The sequence below is a fragment of the Halioxenophilus aromaticivorans genome (genome assembly GCF_042850945.1).
GTDB lineage: Bacteria > Pseudomonadota > Gammaproteobacteria > Pseudomonadales > Cellvibrionaceae > Halioxenophilus > Halioxenophilus aromaticivorans.
In genome coordinates, this window is sequence record NZ_AP031496.1 from 3255408 (window position 1) to 3278667 (window position 23260).

17 protein-coding genes are annotated in these 23260 nt (G+C 49.7%); 13 read left to right on the forward strand and 4 right to left on the reverse strand.

Annotated features, from left to right (window positions below; translation table 11 throughout):
- The first annotated feature begins 241 nt into the window (after nucleotides 1-241).
- Nucleotides 242-1870: an L-aspartate oxidase gene (gene nadB, locus ACGHM3_RS14195; protein WP_345415178.1), complete on the forward strand. Its 1629-nt coding sequence runs from the start codon at nucleotides 242-244 to the stop codon at nucleotides 1868-1870.
- A 501-nt stretch (nucleotides 1871-2371) separates the two neighbouring features.
- On the opposite strand, the gene ACGHM3_RS14200 is transcribed toward nadB, so the two are convergent.
- Nucleotides 2372-2623, reverse strand: a complete 252-nt coding sequence (locus tag ACGHM3_RS14200; RefSeq protein WP_345415172.1) for a succinate dehydrogenase assembly factor 2 — start codon at nucleotides 2621-2623, stop codon at nucleotides 2372-2374.
- A gap of 192 nt (nucleotides 2624-2815) precedes the next feature.
- On the opposite strand from ACGHM3_RS14200, the gene ACGHM3_RS14205 reads away from it, so the two are divergent.
- Together ACGHM3_RS14205 and ACGHM3_RS14210 are read left to right on the forward strand one after the other, a co-directional pair.
- Complete coding sequence (locus tag ACGHM3_RS14205; RefSeq protein ID WP_345415169.1) at nucleotides 2816-3841, forward strand: hypothetical protein; 1026 nt, start codon at nucleotides 2816-2818, stop codon at nucleotides 3839-3841.
- A 248-nt stretch (nucleotides 3842-4089) separates the two neighbouring features.
- Nucleotides 4090-4926: an HDOD domain-containing protein gene (locus ACGHM3_RS14210; protein ID WP_345415166.1), complete on the forward strand. Its 837-nt coding sequence runs from the start codon at nucleotides 4090-4092 to the stop codon at nucleotides 4924-4926.
- Nucleotides 4927-4932: 6 nt separating this feature from the next.
- On the opposite strand, the gene ung is transcribed toward ACGHM3_RS14210, so the two are convergent.
- On the reverse strand, nucleotides 4933-5625 hold the full coding sequence (gene ung, locus ACGHM3_RS14215) for a uracil-DNA glycosylase (protein ID WP_345415163.1): 693 nt from the start codon (nucleotides 5623-5625) through the stop codon (nucleotides 4933-4935).
- A gap of 210 nt (nucleotides 5626-5835) precedes the next feature.
- Between ung and iolB the strand changes: the two genes are divergently transcribed.
- A complete protein-coding gene (gene iolB / locus ACGHM3_RS14220) occupies nucleotides 5836-6654 on the forward strand; it encodes a 5-deoxy-glucuronate isomerase (RefSeq protein WP_345415160.1) in 819 nt (272 codons plus the stop codon).
- Between the two features lie 110 nt (nucleotides 6655-6764).
- Here iolB and ACGHM3_RS14225 read toward each other — a convergent pair whose 3' ends face one another.
- Both ACGHM3_RS14225 and ACGHM3_RS14230 read right to left on the reverse strand, forming a co-directional pair.
- The gene (locus ACGHM3_RS14225) at nucleotides 6765-7607 is read right to left on the reverse strand and encodes a MurR/RpiR family transcriptional regulator (RefSeq protein ID WP_345415157.1); all 843 of its coding nucleotides are present in this window, start codon (nucleotides 7605-7607) and stop codon (nucleotides 6765-6767) included.
- Nucleotides 7608-7746: 139 nt separating this feature from the next.
- Complete coding sequence (locus ACGHM3_RS14230; protein WP_345415154.1) at nucleotides 7747-10611, reverse strand: TonB-dependent receptor; 2865 nt, start codon at nucleotides 10609-10611, stop codon at nucleotides 7747-7749.
- Between the two features lie 749 nt (nucleotides 10612-11360).
- Between ACGHM3_RS14230 and ACGHM3_RS14235 the strand changes: the two genes are divergently transcribed.
- From ACGHM3_RS14235 to ACGHM3_RS14275, 9 genes are all read left to right on the forward strand, one after another.
- A complete protein-coding gene (locus ACGHM3_RS14235; protein ID WP_345415151.1) occupies nucleotides 11361-12779 on the forward strand; it encodes a sugar porter family MFS transporter in 1419 nt (472 codons plus the stop codon).
- Nucleotides 12780-12860: 81 nt separating this feature from the next.
- Nucleotides 12861-13559, forward strand: coding sequence for a Fe2+-dependent dioxygenase (locus ACGHM3_RS14240; protein WP_345415148.1), 699 nt, complete (start codon nucleotides 12861-12863; stop codon nucleotides 13557-13559).
- A 139-nt stretch (nucleotides 13560-13698) separates the two neighbouring features.
- Nucleotides 13699-15606 (forward strand): 5-dehydro-2-deoxygluconokinase, encoded by a 1908-nt coding sequence (gene iolC, locus ACGHM3_RS14245; RefSeq protein ID WP_345415145.1) that lies wholly within the window; start codon nucleotides 13699-13701, stop codon nucleotides 15604-15606.
- A 23-nt stretch (nucleotides 15607-15629) separates the two neighbouring features.
- The gene (gene iolD, locus ACGHM3_RS14250; RefSeq protein WP_345415142.1) at nucleotides 15630-17483 is read left to right on the forward strand and encodes a 3D-(3,5/4)-trihydroxycyclohexane-1,2-dione acylhydrolase (decyclizing); all 1854 of its coding nucleotides are present in this window, start codon (nucleotides 15630-15632) and stop codon (nucleotides 17481-17483) included.
- Between the two features lie 82 nt (nucleotides 17484-17565).
- Nucleotides 17566-18456 carry a myo-inosose-2 dehydratase gene (iolE, locus tag ACGHM3_RS14255; RefSeq protein ID WP_345415139.1) on the forward strand — a complete coding sequence of 297 codons (891 nt, stop codon included), beginning with the start codon at nucleotides 17566-17568 and terminating at the stop codon, nucleotides 18454-18456.
- A gap of 80 nt (nucleotides 18457-18536) precedes the next feature.
- Entirely contained in the window at nucleotides 18537-20039 is a 1503-nt protein-coding gene (locus ACGHM3_RS14260) for a CoA-acylating methylmalonate-semialdehyde dehydrogenase (RefSeq protein WP_345415136.1), read from the forward strand.
- Nucleotides 20040-20102: 63 nt separating this feature from the next.
- A complete protein-coding gene (locus ACGHM3_RS14265) occupies nucleotides 20103-20939 on the forward strand; it encodes a TIM barrel protein (protein ID WP_345415133.1) in 837 nt (278 codons plus the stop codon).
- A 52-nt stretch (nucleotides 20940-20991) separates the two neighbouring features.
- Nucleotides 20992-22002 (forward strand): Gfo/Idh/MocA family oxidoreductase, encoded by a 1011-nt coding sequence (locus ACGHM3_RS14270; protein ID WP_345415130.1) that lies wholly within the window; start codon nucleotides 20992-20994, stop codon nucleotides 22000-22002.
- A 112-nt stretch (nucleotides 22003-22114) separates the two neighbouring features.
- Nucleotides 22115-22975 (forward strand): DMT family transporter, encoded by an 861-nt coding sequence (locus ACGHM3_RS14275; RefSeq protein WP_345415127.1) that lies wholly within the window; start codon nucleotides 22115-22117, stop codon nucleotides 22973-22975.
- Nucleotides 22976-23260 lie beyond the last annotated feature (285 nt).

Sequence of the window (23260 nt, forward strand, 5' to 3'; positions counted from 1 at the left end):
ATTGATAAAGGAAACTCTGGATTCAAACAACGACGGTTGCTGAATATTCGCCTACCAGAGCAATTAGAGGTGCAAATAGGCCATTTTCTCATTTTTTTAGCGGTAAATTTGAATCTATCGGAGAATTTGTTCGCCCAAATGGCAAAAAAGCACAGAATTTTGGCGCCTGACACCGATATATCGCTATACTCTGGTTCCTTCGAATGACCCCAATTGGGCTAATCAGGTTTATTAGATAAGAATGACACAAACTTTTTACTTCGACGTACTCATTATTGGTTCCGGCGCCGCCGGACTATCTGCAGCACTCAACCTGCCCGAATCCTGCAAAGTGGCTATGATCAGTAAAGGCCGCATCAACGACGGCTCAACCTGGTGGGCACAGGGCGGAATTGCCGCAGTAATGAACAATGAAGACTCCATAGAGCAACACGTTAAGGATACGCTGAAAGCCGGCGCCGGCCTGTGCCATGAAGAGTCCGTGGAATACACGGTACGCAACAGCCGCCCAGCCATCGACTGGCTGATTGACCAAGGTGTTCAATTTACCCGAGAAGAAGCAGACCAAGACAAATATCACCTCACTAAGGAGGGCGGTCATTCCCAACGCCGGATCATTCACTCAGCCGACGCCACCGGTGTTGCGGTACACAGTGCTCTGATCGACCAAGCCGAAGCGCGCGAGAATCTAACCATTTTAACCGACCATATCGCCATTGATTTGGTCACCCAAGCGGATAGAGACTCCACCAAATATCGCTGTACCGGGGCCTACATTTATAGCTTATCTGATGACGAGGTCCACCTATACCAAGCCAAAGCTGTGATTTTAGCTACCGGCGGTGCCAGCAAGGTGTATCTCTACACCAGCAACCCAGACGGCTGCAGCGGCGATGGCATTGCCATGGCTTGGCGCGCTGGCTGCCGTGTGGCCAACATGGAATTTAATCAGTTCCACCCCACCTGCCTATTCCACCCCGAGGCTCGCACCTTCCTATTAACCGAAGCTCTGCGTGGCGAAGGCGCTCACTTGCTCCTACCGGACGGCAGCCGCTTTATGGATCGCTTCCACGAAATGGCGGAGCTGGCCCCGCGCGATGTAGTCGCACGCGCTATCGACCACGAGATGAAGCGCCTAGGCTGCGATTGCGTTTACCTGGATATTTCTCACAAGCCGGCAGATTTCATCCAATCCCATTTTCCCACCGTAGCGGCCGAGTGCTTAAAATACGGCATCGACATCACCAAAGAGCCCATTCCGGTAGTACCTGCGGCACACTACACCTGCGGTGGCGTGATGGTGGATAAACACGGCCAAACTGATCTCCCCAACCTCTATGCCATTGGCGAGACTTCCTTCACTGGCTTACACGGCGCCAATCGAATGGCCAGTAATTCGCTGTTGGAGTGTATTGTGTACGGTACCGCTTCCGCCCGTCACATAACCGATCGGCTGGATTCTATAAAACAACCGGAGTACCAACCGGAGTGGGATGAAAGCCGGGTCACCGACTCAGATGAAGACGTTGTGATTTCTCACAACTGGGACGAGCTTCGACGCTTCATGTGGGACTATGTCGGTATTGTGCGTACGGGCAAGCGATTGGAACGCGCTAACCACCGCATCAAGCTGCTGCAGAAGGAAATTGAGGAGTACTACAGCAACTACAAGGTGGGCAACGACCTTATTGAGCTGCGTAACTTGTCGGACGTGGCCCAGCTGATCATACGTTCGGCTATGGCCCGCAAGGAATCCCGAGGCCTGCACTATTCGCTGGATTTCCCAAACCTTAAGCAGTTCGCCCGGGATACCATTTTGATGCCGTTGAACTTTGCCGGGCAAGATGTCTTTGTTAGGCAGAGTGAATAATATCGCCTAGCTCAGCGAGACCGGACTCAGCAACGCCTAACCCAAAGAAACCAACCATACAAAGCTTGCCACAAGGAAAATAAAACCCCTGCCAGTCAAAACCGCTGGGTTTGCACGAAAACACGCAGTTTACGCAGTTGTTCGACGTCGACATTCAAACGCGACAGCCAAAATGTGCTTGGCCCGGTCATCAACCCACCCCTAAACCTGAGTAAAAGCAAATTGGGGTGAACAATATGGGCAGCACTGGGCTCTAACGATTGATCCAAGATTACATTACCTGAGCTTTCGCGCCGCAACCACCATTGGCCATCGTAGATCAACTCACCACGATACTGCTTGATTAGCCGCCAAACGCAAGTGGCTCCAACGCCAAAGGCAGTTAGGCACACCACAGTTGCCCACTTAAAGGTAAGACCAGAGGAAGACAACGCCCACAAACAAAGCAGCAGTGCGGCAATGTAAATCAGCAGCAGCTCTCTGGGCAGGCTGAGGGGGACCTTAATCGCCAGCCTGTAACCCCGTATGCGAGCGAATAATAGTGACAATGCGCATTAAGTCTGTATCCGTAGGATCGACTTTGTCGATAAACCAAGTAAACATATCCTGGTCCTCGCACTCCAACAGCGCCACAAACAACTCTTGATCTTGTTCGCTAAGGTCATCGTAGTGATTTTCCAAAAACGGCCCTAGTACCAAGTCCAACTCGAGCATGCCGCGCCGAGTGGCCCACTGCAATCGCTTTTTATCCATATTTTTAAGTGCCCTAAATCTGTGTCGTACCGACTCTCGGCCGGCGCCGTATTATACGCAAGCCCTGCACCGATAACAGCGTTACCGCTGTGGCAATCCCCATAGCGGATGACGAGCATTACTCCGGTCTGGTATAACAACGCCAAGGGCCTGAGGCCCACCAAACTTTAATTCAAGTGAGAGTAGTACGGTATGGCAGACCAAAGCGATTGGTTGACTTTCATTCAACGGCAAGGAGCTATCATCAAAAACGAACAAGTTGTGGAGACCCCAGCGTCTTTGGAACCAACGGATTTGTCGATTTTCGCCCTTACGGATAGCGGTCTGATAGACATTGCCGGCCCGGATGCCAGTAAATTTTTGCAAGGCCAAGTCACCTGCGACATCGAACAGCTATCCGAACATTCAGTGCAATTAGGTGGTCAATGTAACCCAAAGGGCCGCGCGATATTCAGCTTTCTTGTCGCTAAGCCGTCACCTGAACGTGTCAGGTTGCGCCTGCCAGCCGGTATGATGACAAGGGCACAACAATCCCTGGGCAAATACATGGTGTTTTCCAAGGCCGAGTTCGAAACCTGTGACAACCCGGTTATTGCAATCATGGGGCAACTGGCAAAAGCCACCATCGAGCGCGTTTTTGGCCAGTGCCCAAGCCAACCCAACAGCTGCGCCCAGCTCCCTTCGGCGACAATAATTTGTGCCGCAGAGGATCGGTTCGAACTGTGGCTAAACTCAGATTCTGGCCAAACACTGTGGTCTGAGTTGTTCCAGGATGCCAAGTTCTTGCCCAGCTTTATTTGGTACAACGCCGAAATCAACGCCGGAATCGCCACAGTACAGCCCGAAACCAGTGAAGAGTTTATTCCTCAGAATATGAATTTCGTGGAAATCGGCGCGGTCAGCTTTAGTAAAGGCTGCTACACCGGCCAAGAGGTTGTGGCGCGAATGCATTATTTAGGCAAGCAAAAGCGTCATATGCGGCTTGCTTCATTGGCAACCAACTCCGTGCCTAGGCCCGGCTCGGACGTCACATCACAAGATGGTGGACAATCCCTAGGCAAGGTGGTCAATGCCTGCGCTAACAACAGTCAAACCTGCGATGCTCTGGTCTATATCACCGATACAGCCTACGAGTCTAACGACGCCTACATCGATGGTGTAGCGTTAACCTTTAAACCCCTGCCCTACCCGCTAAGAAGTAGCGAACAATCCAGTTGATCAACAAGGCATCGGTGTCGCTTTATTCGCCTTTCTCGACGCCGATACTCTTACCCATAAACCATAAATTCTCTTTCTGCATCCGTTCCTCTTTTTATTCCTCCACCCCACCCTGACCAGCTTGAACAACCTCCTGTGTGAACTAGAGTTGAGAGGGGGCGAGAAAGTATTCACACAGCACAGGCCATTAGCGCCTTACCTATCGCAGGAATTGACCGGGATACCATGCCCAACATGAGAGTTTGATAATGGGACACATCTTTGACCAGGTCCGCACAGAGATTTTGCTAGCGATCAAAAACGACGACCTGGTACTGCCGACGCTGCCGGAAGTAGCGTTACAAGTTCGTGACGTTGCGATGAACCCGGATGCCAGCATGGAAGATTTAACCAAGGTCATTGGTAACGACCCATCGCTGTCCGCCAGAGTGATTAAAGTGGCCAACAGCCCACTGATGCGAGCCAGCCGCAAAATAGAAGATCTTCAATCAGCGTTGTCGCGGTTGGGAATGAGTTATACCTGTAACATCGCCACAGGCCTGGCCATGGAGCAAATGTTTCAGGCTACTTCAGACCTTATCGACAGCCGCCTGCGCGAAACCTGGAATCGATCGGCAGAAGTTGCCGGCATCGCCACGGTGTTGTGCCGGTTTTGTACCAAACTGCGGCCAGACCAAGCCACCTTGGCCGGCTTAGTCCATCAAATAGGCGCGCTGCCCATCCTAACCTTTGCCGAAAACCATAAGGCACTGCTGCGTGATGCATTTACGTTGGATACCGTCATTGAAAAACTGGCGCCTGCCATCGGCAACAGAATACTCGGCAGTTGGGACTTCCCCGACGAAATTCGCCAAGTCCCCTCGGAACACCTTGCTTTCACCGCCGAAAAACCGAAGGTAGATTACGCGGATATCGTAACGGTGGCCCTGATTAATTCCTACGCAGGAACCAATCACCCCTATGCTCGGATGGATCACAGCAAGGTCACCGCCTTTAAAAGGCTGGGCATCGATCCAGAAACCCAAGACTTTGTTCCACCACAGGTGTTGGACGACCTTACCGTGGCCAAGGATATGCTGAAATAACGGTACCTAAACAGACCAATCGATGGGGCGCTTGTTGTGATTCTGTAGATAGGCATTGGTTTGCGAAAAGTGCTTACAACCCAGAAATCCGCGATGTGCCGACAGCGGCGAAGGGTGCGGCGCTTTCAGTACACAGTGTTTATCTTGGTCAATAAACGCCCCTTTTTTCTGCGCGTAGCTACCCCACAACAGAAACACGACATTTTCTCGCTGCTCGTTAATGGCATGAATAATCTGATCGGTGAACTCTTCCCAGCCCTTCTTCTGATGCGAACCGGCGTTGCCCGCCTCCACACTGAGAGTAGCATTTAACAACAACACACCCTGCTCAGCCCAATGTTGCAAATTGCCGTGCTGAGGAATCGCCATGCCTAGGTCAGATTGCAGCTCTTTATATATGTTAAGCAGCGAGGGCGGCGTTGGCACACCGTGTTGCACCGAGAAACACAGCCCATGGGCCTGATTCGGCCCATGGTATGGGTCCTGGCCAATGATCACCACGCTAACGTTCTCAAAGTCGGTGGCGTTTAGGGCGTTAAACATATCCTTACCCGGCGGGTAAATAATTTTGCCCTGAGACTTCTCTTGCGCAAAAAAAGCTCTTAACTGCTTCATGTAGGGTTGTTCGAACTCATTGCTCAGCACGCGCAACCAGCTTTCGCTTAACTGAATATTGGCTTGATTGCCATTGGAACTCATAAACCTTGCCTTATGGTAAATGTTTGCGCTAACCCTAACGCCAAGCCATACACCAAATCAACACAGAGCCCATAATCTGCAAACTCCCCAACCCTACAAGCCACCACTAATACAAACTTATATTTCATTAAATTATTTTTTGAAATATTTATTCTCCGGAGTTACCATAGCGGCATACGCAACATTAAAACTAAGCCAAGGCAAAGCGACATGAGTGCATCCCCTCTACTCTCCAAATATTGTAAGCCGGAAGACGGCAACGCAGCGCAAGACATCACGCCGGAAAAGGCCGGGTGGCAGTACGTCGGATTTGAAGTGCAAGAATTGAAAGCTGGCGACACCATTAGCCAAGCAACGGAAGACCAGGAATACTGTTTAGTCTTGGTTTCGGGCCTGGCATCACTGACCAGCAAAACTTTAAATGAAGACAATTTAGGGCAAAGAATGAGCCCGTTTGAGCGAACCCCGCCCTACTCGGTTTATCTGCCAAACGATGACCAATTCACTTTAACGGCCCTTACAGACGTTGAACTAGCCATTTGTAAAGCACCCAGCAAAGGAACCTACCCTGCCCGAGTTATTGCGCCTGCGGACGTCGGTGTAGAACACCGCGGCAAGGGCTTTAACAAGCGTTTTGTGCAAAACATCCTGCCCGAAGATAAACCGGCAGACAGCTTATTGGTAGTGGAAGTATTCACCGATGAGGGCAACACCAGCTCTTACCCGTCCCACAAACATGACCAGGACAACTGCCCGGCTGAAACCTATTTAGAAGAAACCTATTACCACAGAATTGACCCGCCTCAAGGATTTGTTTTCCAACGGGTGTACACCGACGACAGAAGCCTGGACGAATCCATGGCGGTGTACGATAAAGACGTGGTAATGGTGCCCAAGGGGTATCACCCCGTAGCGACATTGGCAGGCTATACCAGCTACTACCTAAACGTAATGGCCGGGCCTACCCGCCGCTGGTGTTTTACCTGGGAAAAAGATCACAACTGGGTTAACGGGCCCGATTACAAATAAATCACTGAAGATAGGCGCAGCGCTCCCAATTAGTTGAGACGCTGCACTACAAGAAAGAGTTCATCCGGCAATCCCAACTTACACAGCGCCGCAAGGCGCTTTTTTTGTGCCTAATTTTTGCTTTCGCCGGAATCCCTTGCTGCCAAGGCAATGGCTAGCACTTGGGCTAACAACATAGAGGATGAAAGTGATCGGAATGCATCTACCTTTGCCTCTTGCACCACAAACGACAATGCACTGGTATTGGCCAGCGGAGAAACCGGGCTATCGGTAATGGAGAGGACTTTAACGCCTTGATTTGCCGCCCGCGCGGCCAACTCACAAGTATTAGAGGAATATGGGCTATAGCTGATGGCAATCAGCAAATCACCGCGGTGCACGTTAGACATTTCTTCGTAAAACTTGCCCCCCGTCCCCTGAATTAAAAACACTTTTTTATCGATATGATTCAGCGCGTAATGCAGGTAGGTCGCTACCGCATGAGCCCTGCCGTTACCCAGTAAAAAAATACTGTTACTATCGTGCATCATTTCCACAGCCGCGGATAAATCATCCTGCAAGGTGGTTTCTACCAGCATATTGAGCGCATTACTGTTTGCCTCGGCAAAGCGAGATAGCAGTTCCGCCCCCTGCCAATTTTGGTCTTCGCCAACCAATTTAACGCGATTACTGTAGTTGGACGTTTGGTCCAGAAGATCGTCTTTAACCAGGTTTTTAAATTCATTAAAACCATCAAAGCCCAGGGCAGAAGCAAAGCGAATTAGCGTTGAGGGTGGGATCGACATTTGCTCAGAGATGGTGGCAATGGTCTCGAAGGCGACGGTTCTGGGGTTTTCCAAAACAAACACCGCTACCTGCTGCAAACGCTTACTCATACTAGGATAGTGAGATTTAATCAGATCTTGAATATCCGACCAGTTTTTCTTATTGGTGGCAGGATCAGACTTAGGCATTGACTATTCCAAATTGCATCGACTTATAGCAGAAAGATTAACATAACTGCCATCATATTGTTATAAAACAAAAAAACCCCCAAACCATAAATTTAGGGGTACTTCGTAACTATTATACCGAAGATAAGCTATTGGTGAGTTAGAACTGGGCCCTGAAACCTAACGCGTAACGAGGTCCGGTTTTGCTGTACCAAATGAACTGGTCATCAAATCGTCCGTGCTTACGAATCTCTTCGTCACCAATATTGGTACCCTCCAAGAAGACGGATACGCTGTCGTTAATATGGTAGCTAACCCGCGCATCAATCTGCTCGTATTCTTCAACAAACACAGGCTCCACACCGGCTTTAGGATTAACCAAATGCTCTAGGAACTGGTCTCGCCAGCTCCAGCTTAGGCGGGCCTCAAAATACTCGGTTTCGTAAAACACGGTGGCATTCATAGAATCGCCCAACCCTGGGATCGCAAACGCTTGGTCGAGCGGCGAGCTGGCGGATACGCCGGCGTTAGAATCCATAAAGGTGGCGTTGGCACTGAAACCCAAGCCCATTTCAAACACGTATTGGCCGGATAGCTCAATACCGTCTACTTTTGCGGTTTCCGAATTCAAGGGGCGCTGTACGTTAACCTCTACAGTACCCGCGGCCGGGTCCAGTAAGCCGTCAGCCAAACCTGCGTCTAGCAGATTACCGATGGCGACGTTATCAACAGTAACACCCTGCGAGCCAACCACAACAAAGTCGCGCACTTCTTTTTCAAAGTAGGCTGCAGACACATAATTGAGCTCGCCCCAATAATACTCGACGCCCAAGTCCCAGTTGGTACTGGTGTACGGCTCTAGCTCAACATTACCACCGAAGGCATTAATGTTATTAGGGCGCAAATCGGCGTAGGAAAAGCGTGGAGCCAAATCTGCCAACTCAGGCCGGCTCATGGTTTCGTACATAGCGAACTTGATGTTTAAGTTATCGCTGGGCTTTAATGTAAGCGCCAAATTTGGCAATAACTTTTTGTAATCGTTAGTCGCGCTTTGTAACACTACACTGCTGCCCTCTGCGTACACTGGCGCATACTGAGTCGGCGTACCCTGGGACAAACCAATCAGTGTTTGCTGCGCACCGGAAGCTTCGTTCTCAGTCCATACATAGCGCAGGCCCGCGTTTAAGGTCCAAGCCCAATCGCCAAACAGCTCGCCATCCAAGGTCATATCGGTGTACATGGCAAAAATATTTTCTTTTACATTAAAGCTGTCTGGCTGCTGCGTACCAAAGAAGCCACCAGGTTGATCTGCGTAGTATTCAACGTAGCTCGAATAAGCCGCCGGCAACGGTACTGCAGGGTTACAATTGGGGTCTGTGTTACACGCGTCCAAGGCCTGAAGGCCTGCAGGCGATGACTGCCAACCGATGTAATCTGCCAAGTTAAAGGCAAAGGTTTCGCGGAAGGTGTTAGGCGAAACACCCGACAGCAAACCTGAATTATCGCCATTCAAGATTAGCTCATTGGGTACATCCACGCTAAAGAAACAGTACAGACAAAACACACCGAATCCAGGGCGTACGATATCCACTGTTTTATCCTCTTCGGAGTATGAAGCCCCAAATCGGATTTGCGATAACATGCCACCATCAGTGGGCTCCCATACGTTATCAAACTTAAATTCAAAAACCTCACCCTCTACACTGTTACCGCCAGTACCGTCACCGGCTTGGTCGCCAAACTGGGCAACATGGGATAGATAACTGTTTTTATCTAACAGGCGTGCCTGTACCGCAGCAGGATAAATGATTTCTGATTCAGAGCCGGTGTTGATAAAAGAAAACTCATCGGTAAAGCCCATTACCGCCTGTCCGTTGCCATTGCCTTGCTTGGCTTCGGTTTGCGACCAAGAAGCATCAAACTTAGAGGTGAGTTCGTCGGTCGGCGCCCAATCCAAATTAAAACCAATGGCCTTGGTTTCTGTGGGCCGGCCCTCCAGGCGATTCATAATACCAACTTCACTGGCAATATCTTGTGACAATACTGTGCCGTTGTTGTCTAGCACTACGTTGCTTGTGCCGCCAGGGTCGCCAAACCAGCTACCCAACAAATTCGAAGAGGATTCCACTTCGTATTCGTTGTAAAAGCCGTCTACAGTCATTCGTAATTCATCACTGAAATCATGCTGTACAACTGCTTGAATATTGGTACGCTCACGGGACTGGGTTCTACGGCCGGTTTGTGTTTCGCGGGGAATAAACGCGGTGCTAACATTGCCGGGGTTAGAATTACCATCCGCGAAATTAATTCTCTCTACTTCTGTGGGAATCCAACCGTTGGTATTGGTGTAATCTTCCTGAGACTCACGCTCTTGGTAAGATACGGAAAAGAGTACACCGGTGTTACCGTCATTGATTATCTTAGAAACCAAGCCAAACAGCTGCGGCGTATTTTCGCCACTGTTGTCGTCCATCAGCGCTTTGCCAGACAATAAATACTGATCTTGTCCGAGTTTCAACGGTCGAGCGGTTTCTAGGTTAATGGTGGAACCAATGCCACCTTCTTGTAGATGCGCGGTACCACTTTTATAAATTTGCGCGCCAGAAATTAATTCCGCTGGGTACAAGTCAAAACTGAATTGACGGCCGCCAGTCTCAGAGACAATTCTTCGGCCGTTAACCAAAACGGTATTAAAACTCGGGCCAAATCCGCGTACAGTGACGTACTGCCCTTCACCACCATTACGATCTATGGCCACGCCCGGAATACGCTGCAGCGACTCCGCGATATTGGTGTCGGGGAATTTACCAAGCCCTTCAGCAGAAATGGCATCCATTACACCGACGGAATCGCGTTTTAGATCTTGGGCTTGTTCCAAACTGCGACGAATACTAGTGACTACCACCTCTTCAATCATCGATGCATTTGCACCGGTTTCTTGCGCATGCACTTGGCCTACAGCCAATGCTGCGGTACAGCAAGAGACACAACTAGCGAGGAGGTTCTTTTTGAAACTGAAGGACATTTTATGTTCTCCCAATATTATTCTTATTTTTGTACCAACGAAGCTGTGAGCAAGACCAGCTAACCGATTCAATGCCACAAAGCCCGCTGCGTCTAAAAAATCGCGCAACCCTTGGCTAAACACTTCTTCGATACAGTGAGTGATGGTGCATGATTATAAGCGTGACGAACCGCTGGTCACCCCAACCTTGAAGTCCACGTCGATGTCATGCTGGCGAGCACATTATAAAATTTATATTTCCAGGTCAACACCAAATGAAATATTTATTGCATATCGAACCCCAAAGACACTTGCCTGAGCAAATCAATCAATAGCCTTCATATTCGATCAAAAAGGAATAACTATGGGGAAGCGAGGCAATCAAACCGACACAACTGATCTTTTCGTCCAATAATAGTGGTTATCCGAATCGAATCAAGAAAATAACCCACCAAGATCTGCCATCTGCCAAACGGAATATTTTGGAATAAATAAAAACTAGTTGAAATTTTTATTTCATAAATGTTTACTAGGCGTACCCCGAGACGGTCACATAAAGCATCATAATTAGTCTCTGGTTTTAAGCTAGAGCCAACGACTTATTTTAGGTCGCTCTGGCAAGAATAAGTAGTAGCCTAGCGAACACGCGAGTATTACATCACGGCCACATAGCTTGAACTTTGATGTACATCACTGCGGGCTCTGAGCCCCAAGGCCAATCGCCTAAGCACTATAACTAAGTACAACAATAAAATTCAGGAGGAAACACAATGTCGCAGAGCGCCGCTGTGTCACCATCGATAGACCTACCCGAGAACAAATCCGGGCCACACACATCACGCTTGGGCCTAATTACCGTTGTCGCTACTTTCGGCGGCCTTCTCTTTGGCTACGATACAGGCGTTATCAACGGTGCCCTAGAACCCATGAAGTTAGACTTGGGCCTAAACCCTGCGAAGGAAGGCTTTGTAGTCAGCATTCTTATATTTGGTGCTGCCCTAGGCGCCCTGATTGGCGGTAACCTCGCTGACCGCTATGGCAGAAAACACAACATTATGCTGCTTGCCTTGGTGTTTATGGTTGGCACCCTTGGCTGTTGCTTGGCGCCAAACTGGCAGATGCTAGGCTTATTCCGCTTTATATTAGGCTTGGCTGTAGGCGGAGCATCCACTACTGTGCCTATCTACCTGGCCGAGGTATCCCCGTTTGAAAAACGCGGCAGCCTCGTTACCCGAAATGAGGTCATGATCGTTTCCGGTCAATTTGCTGCATTTATTATCAATGCCATTTTATTCAGCGTGTGGGGTGAACACGAAGTGATTTGGCGCTATATGCTTGCTGTAGCAGTGTTGCCGGCAATAGCGTTGTTCGTTGGCATGATGAGTATGCCAGAAAGCCCACGCTGGCTAGCCTCAAAAGGCCGCAAGCAAGAAGCTTTTGAGGTTCTAAGTCAAATACGCAGCCCAGAGCGCGCGGCCGCAGAGATGGAAGAGATCAACGCTCTGTCGACAAACGGCGACAGCCGACCTACCAGTAGCTGGAAAGATCTAACCACTCCTTGGATCCGACGATTGATAATTATCGGTATCGGCGTGGGCGTGTTTCAGCAGTTAACGGGTATCAACTCCATTATGTATTACGGCACCCAGCTATTGCAGCAAGCCGGATTTACCAGCCAGGGAGCCATTGTTGCCAACACCCTATTTGGTTTGGCAAGCGTAGTCGGTATCTGTATTGGTCTAATGGTGATGAACAAATTGGATCGACGAGTGATGCTATTGGGCGGTTTTGTACTCACCACTCTATTTCACCTATTGGTTGGCTTATCGGCCTACTTTCTTCCAGAAAGCGCGGCCAAACCCTATGTCGTTCTTTCTCTGGTTATTGCTTTTGTATTCTTTATGCAGGGCACCATCGGCCCACTGGCGTGGCTGCTTTTATCGGAGATTTTCCCGCTGCATGTTCGCTCTTATGCGATGGGCGTGTGCGTATTTATGCTCTGGATCACAAACGCCACTGTGGCTTTTGTATTTCCACCCATAGTTTCGCAGTTTGGCATTGCTCCCACGTTCTTTTTATTCGCCGCACTTGGCGTTTTAGCCCTGATATTCATTGGCACCATGGTGCCAGAAACTCGTGGTAAAACCCTGGAAGAGTTTGAGGACGAATTCAAAGCCGAATACAGCTAGCCAGTGCCGGGGTCAACCGCTGTTGGCCCCGCAACTTTCCATCGCCTGTTCACAACAGTAACAATAAATAAAGGACAGAAAATGCACTGCACGGTACCCCTACTCAGCGCCGCAGAATGCGATCAGATCACAGCGACACTTCGCCAACTTCCCTGGCAAGAGGGCCATGCTCCAGGCGAGCTCTATCGTGAGAAAATTAAGCGTAACCAAGAGATTGCTCTCGAGATGAGCCCGGAGACTAAAGTCGCCGATGACATTATGGCGACCATATCTAGAAAGCTCATGGCCAACGCCGACGTGCGCAACAAAACCTTCGCCAAAACGCTGGTTAACCCAAGGTTTAACCTGTGCGAAAACAGTGGGTTCTATGCTAAGCATGCCGATTCCGCATTCCTTGGTAATCAACGCCAACAAGTTAGAACGGATATTTCACTGACCCTCTTTTTGTCTGACCCAGACAGCTATCAAGGTGGCGAACTGTCGTTGCAATATGCCTGCGGTGACGCACAACTGATAAAGCCAGCTAAAGGCTGTGTGGTGTTTTACCCATCTGGCGTTATGCACGAGGTCAAACCGGTAACTAACGGCCAGCGGATTTGCTTTGTAGGTTGGATCCAATCCCACATCCAAGACCCTCAGAATCGTTCTATTTTGAGTGAAATAACCACCCTGTGCGACGACATGATGGCGGACCCAAACCTAGCGTTGGGTGATTTGCACACGCGGGCACAGAACATTAAACACAACCTATTTCGGCGCTGGTGGCAGAACCACAATTGATTTCGTAACAGGCGCCAATAAAATCGTTTTTTCATATAAAATATTATTGAAATTTTTATTCCATATAGCTAAGCTAGCCCGCTGAAACACTGACAAAAGTGAAAGACACAAGCACTAGCAGCTCGGCCGGAGAACTATAATGACCGATCACAACAAACCCTTGGACCTAATCTGCCTGGGCCGCGTAGCGGTGGATTTATATGGTCAGCAAATTGGCTCTCGCTTAGAAGATATGGGCAGTTTCGCCAAATACTTCGGCGGCTCTTCAGGCAACGTCTGCTACGGTACCGCGCGCCAAGGTCTCAAATCCTCAATGCTGGCAAGAGTTGGTAATGAACACTTTGGCCGTTTCCTGCGCGAGGAACTGAACCGCGTAGGCGCCGACACCAGCAACCTTATTACGGATCCAGAGCGATTAACGGCGCTGGTTGTATTAGGTATCAAGGATCAGGACACCTTTCCGTTGATTTTCTATCGTGATAACTGCGCCGACATGGCCATCAGCAAATCCGATATCAATGAAGACTACATCGCAAGCTCGCGCGCACTTGCCATTACCGGTACCCATCTATCCCACCCGAACACTCGGGAAGCGGTAATGACGGCACTGGAATTTGCCGGCAAACATCAGCTGAAGCGTATATTGGATATCGACTATCGCCCGGTTCTCTGGGGCCTTACCAGCCCAGGTGACGGTGAAACCCGTTTCATAGCATCCGACGAAGTCACACAACAATTACAGTCTGTATTGCATCACTTTGATTTGATTGTTGGTACCGAAGAAGAATTCCATATCGCTGGCGGCACCACCGATACACTGGCCGCATTGAAAGCCGTGCGTGGAGTATCAAACGCCGTTTTGGTGTGTAAGCGAGGTGCTTCAGGCTGTGTGGTGTTGGAGAGCGACGTCCCCGATACTTGGGACGACGTGATCTTGCACTCCGGCGTGCGCGTTAAAGTCCTCAATGTTCTGGGTGCTGGCGACGCGTTTTTGTCGGGTCTGTTGCGCGGCTATCTCAATAACGAAAATTGGGAACAAGCCTGCGCCTATGCCAATGCCTGCGGTGCTCTGGTAGTGTCACGTCACGGCTGCGCGCCAGCCATGCCCACCAAAGAAGAATTGGATAACTATCTATCCCGGGCCGACAGCGTCCCCCGGCCGGATTTAGACGACCATTTAAATCACTTGCATCGGGTAACTACCCGGGACAAAGAATGGCCAGAGCTTAACATCATGGCTTTCGACCATCGCCAACAACTGACCAACCTAGCGTTGGAGCTGGGCGTAGATACAGCGGTAATCCCCGAGCTTAAAAAGCTTATTTTAAAAGCGGGCGAGCTTGTGGCCAAAGAAGCCAACCTAGAAGGCAAGGTAGGTTGTTTTGTTGATAGCACCTTTGGCCAGGAAGTACTCAATGATGTTACCGGCCGCGGCTGGTGGGTTGCACGCCCCATCGAGTTACCAGGCTCGCGACCATTGTTCTTAGAGCACGGCAACATTGGGTCACAACTCATCGACTGGCCTTTGGAACACATCGTTAAGTGTTTGGTTTTCTGTCACCCCGATGACGACGACGAAATGCGCCTTGAGCAAGAGTTCCGAGTTGCAGAAGTTTATAAAGCCTGCTGCAAAAGTGGCCACGAATTATTACTGGAAGTGATTCTACCGGCGGACATGGACCGCGCCGATGAGCATTATATTCGTGCACTCAAGCGATTCTATAACCTTGGCATTAAGCCCGACTGGTGGAAACTCCCGCCGTTGTCGGCCGAAAGCTGGGACAAGGTAGACGCCCTGGTTAACGAACGTGACCCGCATTGCCGTGGCGTAGTCATTCTAGGACTGGATGCACCAATGGATAAATTACAAGCAGGCTTTAATCAAGCTGCCGGTAAATCCATCGTTAAAGGGTTTGCGGTAGGTCGTACGATTTTTATGGAGCCCTCACGGCAGCGCTTACTGGGGAAAATCGACGATGAAGAATTTATTTGCCAAATCAAAGCGAACTATCACCAACTGATCGCCCTGTGGCAAACCCGCGGCTAATTGGCGTTTTCGGAGAACAGACAATGTCCAAAACAATAAAATTGACCATGGCCCAAGCGGCCATTAAATATTTGATGGCGCAAAAAACCGAAATAAACGGTGAAATTAAACCGCTTTTTACCGGTGTGTGGGCCATATTTGGCCACGGCAATGTAGCGGGTATCGGCGAAGCTTTGTACCACGTGCAAGACGAGCTGCCTACCTATCGTGCTCACAACGAACAAGGTATGGCGCACTCAGCCATTGCCTACGCAAAAACATTGAATCGCCAGCAAATGATGGCTTGCACAGCCTCTGCTGGCCCCGGTTCAACTAATATGGTCACCGCGGCTGCGGTTGCCCATGTAAACCGCTTACCGGTGCTGTTTTTACCTGGTGATACCTTTGCCACTCGCATGCCAGACCCGGTATTGCAACAAGTGGAAAATTTCCATGACCATACGCTAACCTCAAACGATTGCTTTAAACCAGTCAGCCGTTTCTTTGACCGTATTACTCGGCCAGAACAACTGTTAACGTCACTGCCCCAGGCAATGCGAGTATTAACAGATCCAGTAGAGTGCGGCCCGGTCACCTTAGCCATGCCGCAAGACGTACAAACCATGGCCTACGATTATCCCGAGCACTTTTTCGCAGAAAAGATTCATCGCCTACGTCGCCAAGCACCGGACGACACAGAACTAGAACAAGCATTGGCTTTAATTAAATCAGCCAAAAAGCCGCTACTTATTGCCGGCGGTGGTGTGCACTACTCGTCCGCTTTAGCAGAATTGAATAACCTAGCGACTAGTTTGTCCATTCCTGTGGGCGAAACTCAAGCCGGTAAAGGCGCCCTGCCCTGGGATCACCCACAAAATATGGGTTCCATCGGCGTTACCGGCGCAGCTTCTACCAACACTCTCGCGGAAGAATCCGACTTGATAATTGCCGTGGGCACCCGCTTGGGCGATTTTGCCTCCGGCTCGCGAGCGATGATTAACCCGGATGCAAAACTCTTGTGCCTAAACGTAGCGTCCTTCGACACCGTTAAACATTACGGCCAAAGTTTGGTAGGCGACGCAAAGCTCACACTCAAATTGTTGGCCGACAAGCTGACCGACATTACGCCAAACAATGAATGGATTGCCCACGCCAACGGCTTGCGCAATGAATGGCTATCCATGGTTGAAACCGCCACCACGGATCGCGGCACACAATTACCATCGGATGGTGAAGTCGTTGGTGCAGTCAACCGAGCCGCCGGGGATAACGACATCGTCGTTTGCGCAGCCGGTGGCCTACCTGGCGAGCTGCAAAAGCTGTGGCAAACCCGCAACGACCGTGGTTACCACATGGAATACGGCTATTCCTGTATGGGTTACGAAATCGCCGGTGGCCTGGGCACCAAAATGGCCAAGCCAGAATCCGAAGTTTTCGTGATGGTGGGCGACGGCTCTTATTTGATGCTCAATTCAGAAATCGCCACGTCCGTTATGTTGGGTTACAAAATTATTGTCGTGGTACTCGATAACCGAGGCTACGGCTGTATTCACCGATTACAACAGTTCTGTGGTGGACCAGGTTTTAATAATTTATTGGACGATTGCCTCACCGTTGAAGGCGGCGCGCCTAAAACCGACTTTGCCGCCCACGCGGCAGCGCTTGGCGCTCAATCGGAGCAAGTTGGCAACATTGCCGAATTAGAGCAAGCGCTGGTTCGCGCCAAGTCTGCGCAATGCTCCTACGTTATAAGCATCGATACCGACGCCCTAGCCGACACTAAAGACGGTGGCGCCTGGTGGGATGTTGCTGTGCCGGAAGTTTCCCAGCGCGAGCAAGTTCGCAGCGCGCGCGCGATCTACGACAGCTTTAAAGCCAAGCAGCAGAAAAATCTCTAGCACCTGTGCTCCCCGCGCGCAGCGGTTTAAAACAGAATAATCCAGCTCGGTTACAAAACCGAGCCAAAGAAGAGAACACGATATGTCAGTACAGCTAGGAATTAATCCACTGACGTGGACCAACGATGATTTGGCCAGCCTAGGCGCCGAAACATCCATAGAACAGTGCCTGAGCGAAGGTAAGCAGGCAGGTTTCGCCGGTTTTGAATTGGGCCATAAATTTCCACGCCAAGCCGATCACCTGGTATCTCTACTTAACCAGTACGATTTAAAACCAGTATCCGGTTGGTATTCCACGCAGCTACTTAAGCGCAGCGTGGAAGAAGAAATCGCCGCCGGCCAAGGCCATTTGGCACTGCTGCGCGACAGCGGTTGTAAAGTGATGGTGACCTGCGAAGTAACCGGCTGCGTGCACGGCAATCAAAAACTACCGGTGTCTCACCGCCCACAATTGAGCCAACAACAGTGGAGCCAACTGAGTGAAAAACTGACCGAATTCGCGAGTTACACTCAAAGCCAAGGTGTGCAAGTGGCGTATCACCATCACATGGGCACCGTAGTGCAGTCTGCCGATGAAGTGGACCGTTTGATGTCCGCCACCGGGCCTGAAGTGGGCCTGCTGCTGGATACCGGCCATCTCACCTACGATGGCAGTGATCCGCTAGCCGTTGCCCAACGTTGGATCGAACGCATCAACCACGTTCACTGCAAAGACATTCGAGCAAATGTATTAAAAGATGCGCTCAACCGAGATTTAAGCTTCTTGGATTCGGTACTCAACGGCGTATTTACCGTACCTGGCGATGGCTGCGTCGATTATCCGGCAATTTTCGATGTGCTCAAACAAGCGAATTATCGAGGCTGGCTAGTAGTAGAAGCCGAGCAGGACCCAGCCATTGCTAATCCGCTGACCTACGCCACATTGGGTTTCAGTAACCTACAGCGTATGGCGAGTGAAGCCGGCTTAATTTAAGAGCTTTGGCGAGCGCCCCAGCTTAATTTAAAGAATGGCACCGAGTATTACTCTGTGTCCTGAGACATCAGGAGATGACTGTGAAAAAAATTCATAACTACATACAAGGCGCCGTAGCACCAAGCTCTAGCAAGCGGGTGTCTCCGGTTTATAACCCCGCCACCGGCGAACAAATTGCAGAAGTGGTGCTATCCACCGATGCGGATTTGCAAAAGGCTGTGGACGCCGCCAAGGCCGCCCTGCCTGCTTGGATGTCCATGAGCCCTCTAAAACGCTCGCGCTTAATGAACCGATTGCTGTATTTATTGGAACAAAATGCAGGCGAACTCGCCAGCATCATTTCCGAGGAACACGGCAAGGTTCACTCCGATGCTTTGGGCGAAGTTACCCGTGGTATCGAAGTCGTTGAATTTGCCTGTGGCGCACCACACCTTTTAAAAGGTGAATTTACCGAAAACATTGCCACCAACATCGACAGCCACAGTGTACGTCAACCGCTGGGTATTGTAGCCGGCGTTACTCCGTTTAATTTCCCAGCCATGGTTCCTATGTGGATGTTCCCGGTGGCTTTGGCCTGCGGTAATGCTTTTATTCTTAAGCCATCAGAGCGTGATCCTTCAGCCTCGCTTTTCTACGCTGACCTCATAAAGCAAGCCGGTTTCCCGGACGGTGTATTCAGTGTAATTCAAGGCGATAAAAATTCGGTAGATGCCATCCTCAAGCACCCAGATATTTCAGCGATTAGCTTTGTGGGCTCTACTCCCATCGCCAAATACATTTATGAAACCGGGGCTCACTACGGCAAGCGAGTACAAGCATTGGGCGGTGCCAAAAACCATATGATCGTAATGCCTGACGCCGATATGGATAAAACGGTCGACGCATTGATGGGCGCAGCCTACGGCTCAGCCGGTGAACGTTGTATGGCGATATCCGTTGTTGTACCCGTGGGTGAAGCCACCGCAGAAACCTTACGTAAAAAATTGGTTGAGCGTTTGGCCACATTAAAAATCGGCCCCGGTACTGACAACCAGGCTGAAATGGGTCCATTGGTGACTGCAACCCATTTGGAAAAAGTTGCAGGCTATATTAACGCCGGTGTTAGTGAAGGCGCGGAGCTGGTGGTTGATGGCCGTGATTTTAAAATGCAACAAGCGGGCTTCGAAAACGGCTTTTACATTGGTGGTACCTTCTTTGACCATGTAAGTCGCGACATGAGTATTTACAAAGAAGAAATTTTCGGCCCAGTGCTGTGCATGATTCGCGCGGAAAGCTTTGATGATGCGGTAAGGATGATCAACGAGCACGAGTTTGGCAATGGCACAGCAATTTTCACCCGAGATGGTGATTCTGCTCGCAGTTTTGCAAACCAAATCCAAGTCGGCATGGTAGGCATCAATGTACCTATACCTGTGCCAATGGCTTTCCACAGCTTTGGTGGGTGGAAGGCTTCGCTATTTGGTGACCATCATATGCATGGGCCGGAGGGCGTGCGTTTTTACACTAAACTGAAAACCATTACCTCACGCTGGCCAACCGGTATCCGTTCCGGAGCGGACTTTGTAATGCCAACAATGGAATAGCCATACCTTGCGCTACCAAACTGGTAGCGCAAACTTTACCACACTCGCTTTTCGGAGAATATTATGGCGAGCTCAACAATAAAATTTGCACTTAATCATAAATCTTGCCCAACACTGTCACCCATAGCCGCCTTGAATGCGGCTAAAAGCCTAGGCATCAGTGGCGTAGAATTACGCAACGATGTTGGCGAAAACAGTATAGCGACGGTCGAACAGGCTCAGCAGATTGGCGAACACGCTGCAAAGCTTGGCATTAAGATCCTAACCATAAACGCACTCTACCCGTTTAATGTATGGAACAGTGAGCAGGAGCAAAATACCGTAAAACTGGCACAGCTGGCACAAGCCTGTGGCGCACAGGCATTGGTATGCTGCCCCTTAGTAGCTGCAACGGACGAACGAAATATACCCGGACAGGCCGAGCTGATCAGTGCTTTAAAGGCCATTGCGCCGATACTGAGCGAGCACAATATTAAAGGCATGGTTGAGCCATTGGGTTTTCCAACCTCCAGTTTACGTTTTAAAGAAGACTCGATTGCCGCAATCGACGCAGCAGGATTAGGCGATATCTTTAGCCTGGTGCACGATACTTTTCATCACGCAGGCTCCGATGACCAAAATTACTACCCGAACCGTACCGGCTTGATACACGCCTCGGCGGTAACGGACTCCGGTGTGACCATGGAATCCATGCTCGATGGCCACCGCTATTTTGTTGGCCCAGGTGATCGCTTGAACAGCATTACACAAATCAAACACATGCTAAGCGCGGGCTATGCTGGCTACGTGTCTTTTGAGCCATTTGCCGATGATATCGCCACCTACCCCAACCCGACCGCAGCCATTAAAGAAAGTATGGAATACGTCTTAGCAGAGCTTGACGCCTCTACGGCTGAGTAAGGATTGGATTTTTACAAACATACAACAAATAACAAATTTTGAGGATATTGCCATGCCTTTACGAGTGGGTATCATTGGTACAGGTGCCATTGGAAGAGATCACTCTCGCCGCATTAATAACGTGTTAACCGGCGCGCATGTTAGCGCAGTCAATGATGTTAACGTTGAACAAGCGCAGAAAGCCGTAGATGACTTAGACTTAAAAGCTGAAGTCTTCGCCAATGGCCACGAGCTTATTCAGTCAAACGCAGTAGACGCTGTATTGGTCACCTCTTGGGGCCCAACACATGAAGAGTTTGTGTTATCGGCCATCGCCGCAGGCAAGCCAGTATTTTGTGAAAAGCCGTTGGCCACAACCGCTGAAGGCTGTAAACGCATTGTTGATGCGGAGATCGCAACCGGTAAGCGCTTGGTCCAAGTTGGTTTTATGCGCCCCTACGACAGCGGCTACCAGTTGCTGAAAAACGCCTTAACCATCGGCGAAATTGGCGACCCTTTAATGGTGCACTGTGCCCACAGAAACCCTGAAGTGCCGGAAAGCTACGTTACGCCAATGGCTATTCAGGATACGCTGATCCACGAACTGGATGTACTGCGCTGGCTGTTAGACGACGATTACGTTAGCGCTCAAGTTATTTACCCTCGCAGAACGCGCTTTACCCACAGTAAGCTTGCCGACCCCCAAATTGTGCTGCTAGAAACCAAACGCGGCATACGCATTGATGTTGAAGTCTTTGTTAATTGTAAGTACGGCTACGACATTCAATGTTCGGTAGTGGGCGAGCTGGGCGTATTAAACCTACCTGAGCCACAGAGCCTGTTAGTTAGAAAGGAAGCGAGCTTAGCAACGAATATTCTAACCGACTGGAAACAGCGTTTTATCAAAGCTTATGATGTCGAACTACAGGAATTTATCAACGGTTGCCTGAATAGTAGCATTACCGGCCCAAGCGCTTGGGATGGCTACGCCGCATCCGTTGCCAGCGACGCGTGCGTGGAAGCACAAGAAACAGGTGCCATCATTCCTATATCTATGGCCGACAAACCGAGCTTTTATAGCTAGCTGATAAGTAATTAACCGCTGCTTTCAAATCTGTGTGTTGCCTTCTCTAGGCGCTTTTTGGTACCGGCGTAACCGCCGGTACCTTTTTTACCTATTTATAAGTTAGTCCCCTATGAAGGAGATCCAATACCCAGAGCTTAGTCCGCAGTGTTTGCTCATCATTGTATCCTTCCTTGCCGCCATTGGCTGGCTGTTTTCTAAATTAGCGATGGCGGATTTCGATCCCCTACTTTTTATGGCGCTTCGATTTATAGGAGCCGCTGTAATCTTCACACCATTGAACCTCCGCACCTTAGGCACGACAAACCATCAAACGACTTTTGCTCCAGCATTGGTGGGAGTTGTTCTTGGAGTTCAAACGTCCGTTTGGGCCTACGCCCTAGCGCACACCAATAATCTAGGCACTGCTGGTTTTATCTCTTGCTTAGGACCTATACTGGCTGCGCCCTTGGCATCCATATTTAAACTAAGTGGGCTAACAAGGCGCTATTTGTTTTCACTCGCTCTAGCGACGGCGGGGCTAGTGGCAATTTTCCTACCCAAGGGTAACGGAGAAAATTTAACCGCCTACGACACGTTATTTATTGTCTCCAGCCTTCTATTTGCCATACATTTAAATGTTAACCACTTGCTAATAAAGCGTTGGCACAGTTCAAGGTACGATGCTCTGCAAATGCTCGCGGCAGGCGTAACCTGCGCGGGTGGCTCACTGCTCTTAAACGCTAGGGTTGGCACATGGTCGGTTAACATTATCCTTTACTTAGGTTTGTCTATTATTCTGTGCACTGCGTTACGATTCAAACTGCTAAACCTAGCTCAGCATCGCGCGCCAAATGTTAATCCAACTCTTGCCCTCACGCTGGAACCCGTTTTCGTAGCCATATTTGCCGCGGTGTTATTAAATCAGTCACTCTCTTACCTCCAATTTTTCGGCGCAGCCATCATCCTTTTTGCCGTCTCCCTAAGACGTTAAACAAGCCACCTCTGATTTTGAGAAAAGCAACCAACAAACTCGCCCATAAAAACGAAACGATATAAAGGTTTGGCGCAGAAAATCAATGTGCTTGCTAGACTTATGTTGCAAATAAAACGACTGTGCAAATGTGGTTTGCGGCCACCGAGAAAACATAGAAAAGCGCCTCTTATTCGCTATATCAACTTCTATTAATAGCAGCCAATTCGAATGAAGACAATTGCGACAATATTCCTTTAAAAAAAGCCCCTCATCTGCAAGCTACTTATTCAAGACCTATAATCT

Excerpts from the sequence above, each read along its gene's own strand:
- iolE (WP_345415139.1), top strand. The coding sequence starts at position 17,566 with ATGTCAGTACAGCTAGGAATTAATCCACTGACGTGGACCAACGATGAT.
- iolD (WP_345415142.1), top strand. The coding sequence starts at position 15,630 with ATGTCCAAAACAATAAAATTGACCATGGCCCAAGCGGCCATTAAATAT.
- iolC (WP_345415145.1), top strand. The coding sequence starts at position 13,699 with ATGACCGATCACAACAAACCCTTGGACCTAATCTGCCTGGGCCGCGTA.
- ACGHM3_RS14270 (WP_345415130.1), top strand. The coding sequence starts at position 20,992 with ATGCCTTTACGAGTGGGTATCATTGGTACAGGTGCCATTGGAAGAGAT.
- ACGHM3_RS14275 (WP_345415127.1), top strand. The coding sequence starts at position 22,115 with ATGAAGGAGATCCAATACCCAGAGCTTAGTCCGCAGTGTTTGCTCATC.
- ACGHM3_RS14200 (WP_345415172.1), bottom strand. The coding sequence starts at position 2,623 with ATGGATAAAAAGCGATTGCAGTGGGCCACTCGGCGCGGCATGCTCGAG.
- nadB (WP_345415178.1), top strand. The coding sequence starts at position 242 with ATGACACAAACTTTTTACTTCGACGTACTCATTATTGGTTCCGGCGCC.
- ACGHM3_RS14230 (WP_345415154.1), bottom strand. The coding sequence starts at position 10,611 with ATGTCCTTCAGTTTCAAAAAGAACCTCCTCGCTAGTTGTGTCTCTTGC.
- ACGHM3_RS14265 (WP_345415133.1), top strand. The coding sequence starts at position 20,103 with ATGGCGAGCTCAACAATAAAATTTGCACTTAATCATAAATCTTGCCCA.
- ACGHM3_RS14235 (WP_345415151.1), top strand. The coding sequence starts at position 11,361 with ATGTCGCAGAGCGCCGCTGTGTCACCATCGATAGACCTACCCGAGAAC.
- ACGHM3_RS14210 (WP_345415166.1), top strand. The coding sequence starts at position 4,090 with ATGGGACACATCTTTGACCAGGTCCGCACAGAGATTTTGCTAGCGATC.
- ung (WP_345415163.1), bottom strand. The coding sequence starts at position 5,625 with ATGAGTTCCAATGGCAATCAAGCCAATATTCAGTTAAGCGAAAGCTGG.
- ACGHM3_RS14205 (WP_345415169.1), top strand. The coding sequence starts at position 2,816 with ATGGCAGACCAAAGCGATTGGTTGACTTTCATTCAACGGCAAGGAGCT.
- iolB (WP_345415160.1), top strand. The coding sequence starts at position 5,836 with ATGAGTGCATCCCCTCTACTCTCCAAATATTGTAAGCCGGAAGACGGC.
- ACGHM3_RS14240 (WP_345415148.1), top strand. The coding sequence starts at position 12,861 with ATGCACTGCACGGTACCCCTACTCAGCGCCGCAGAATGCGATCAGATC.
- ACGHM3_RS14225 (WP_345415157.1), bottom strand. The coding sequence starts at position 7,607 with ATGCCTAAGTCTGATCCTGCCACCAATAAGAAAAACTGGTCGGATATT.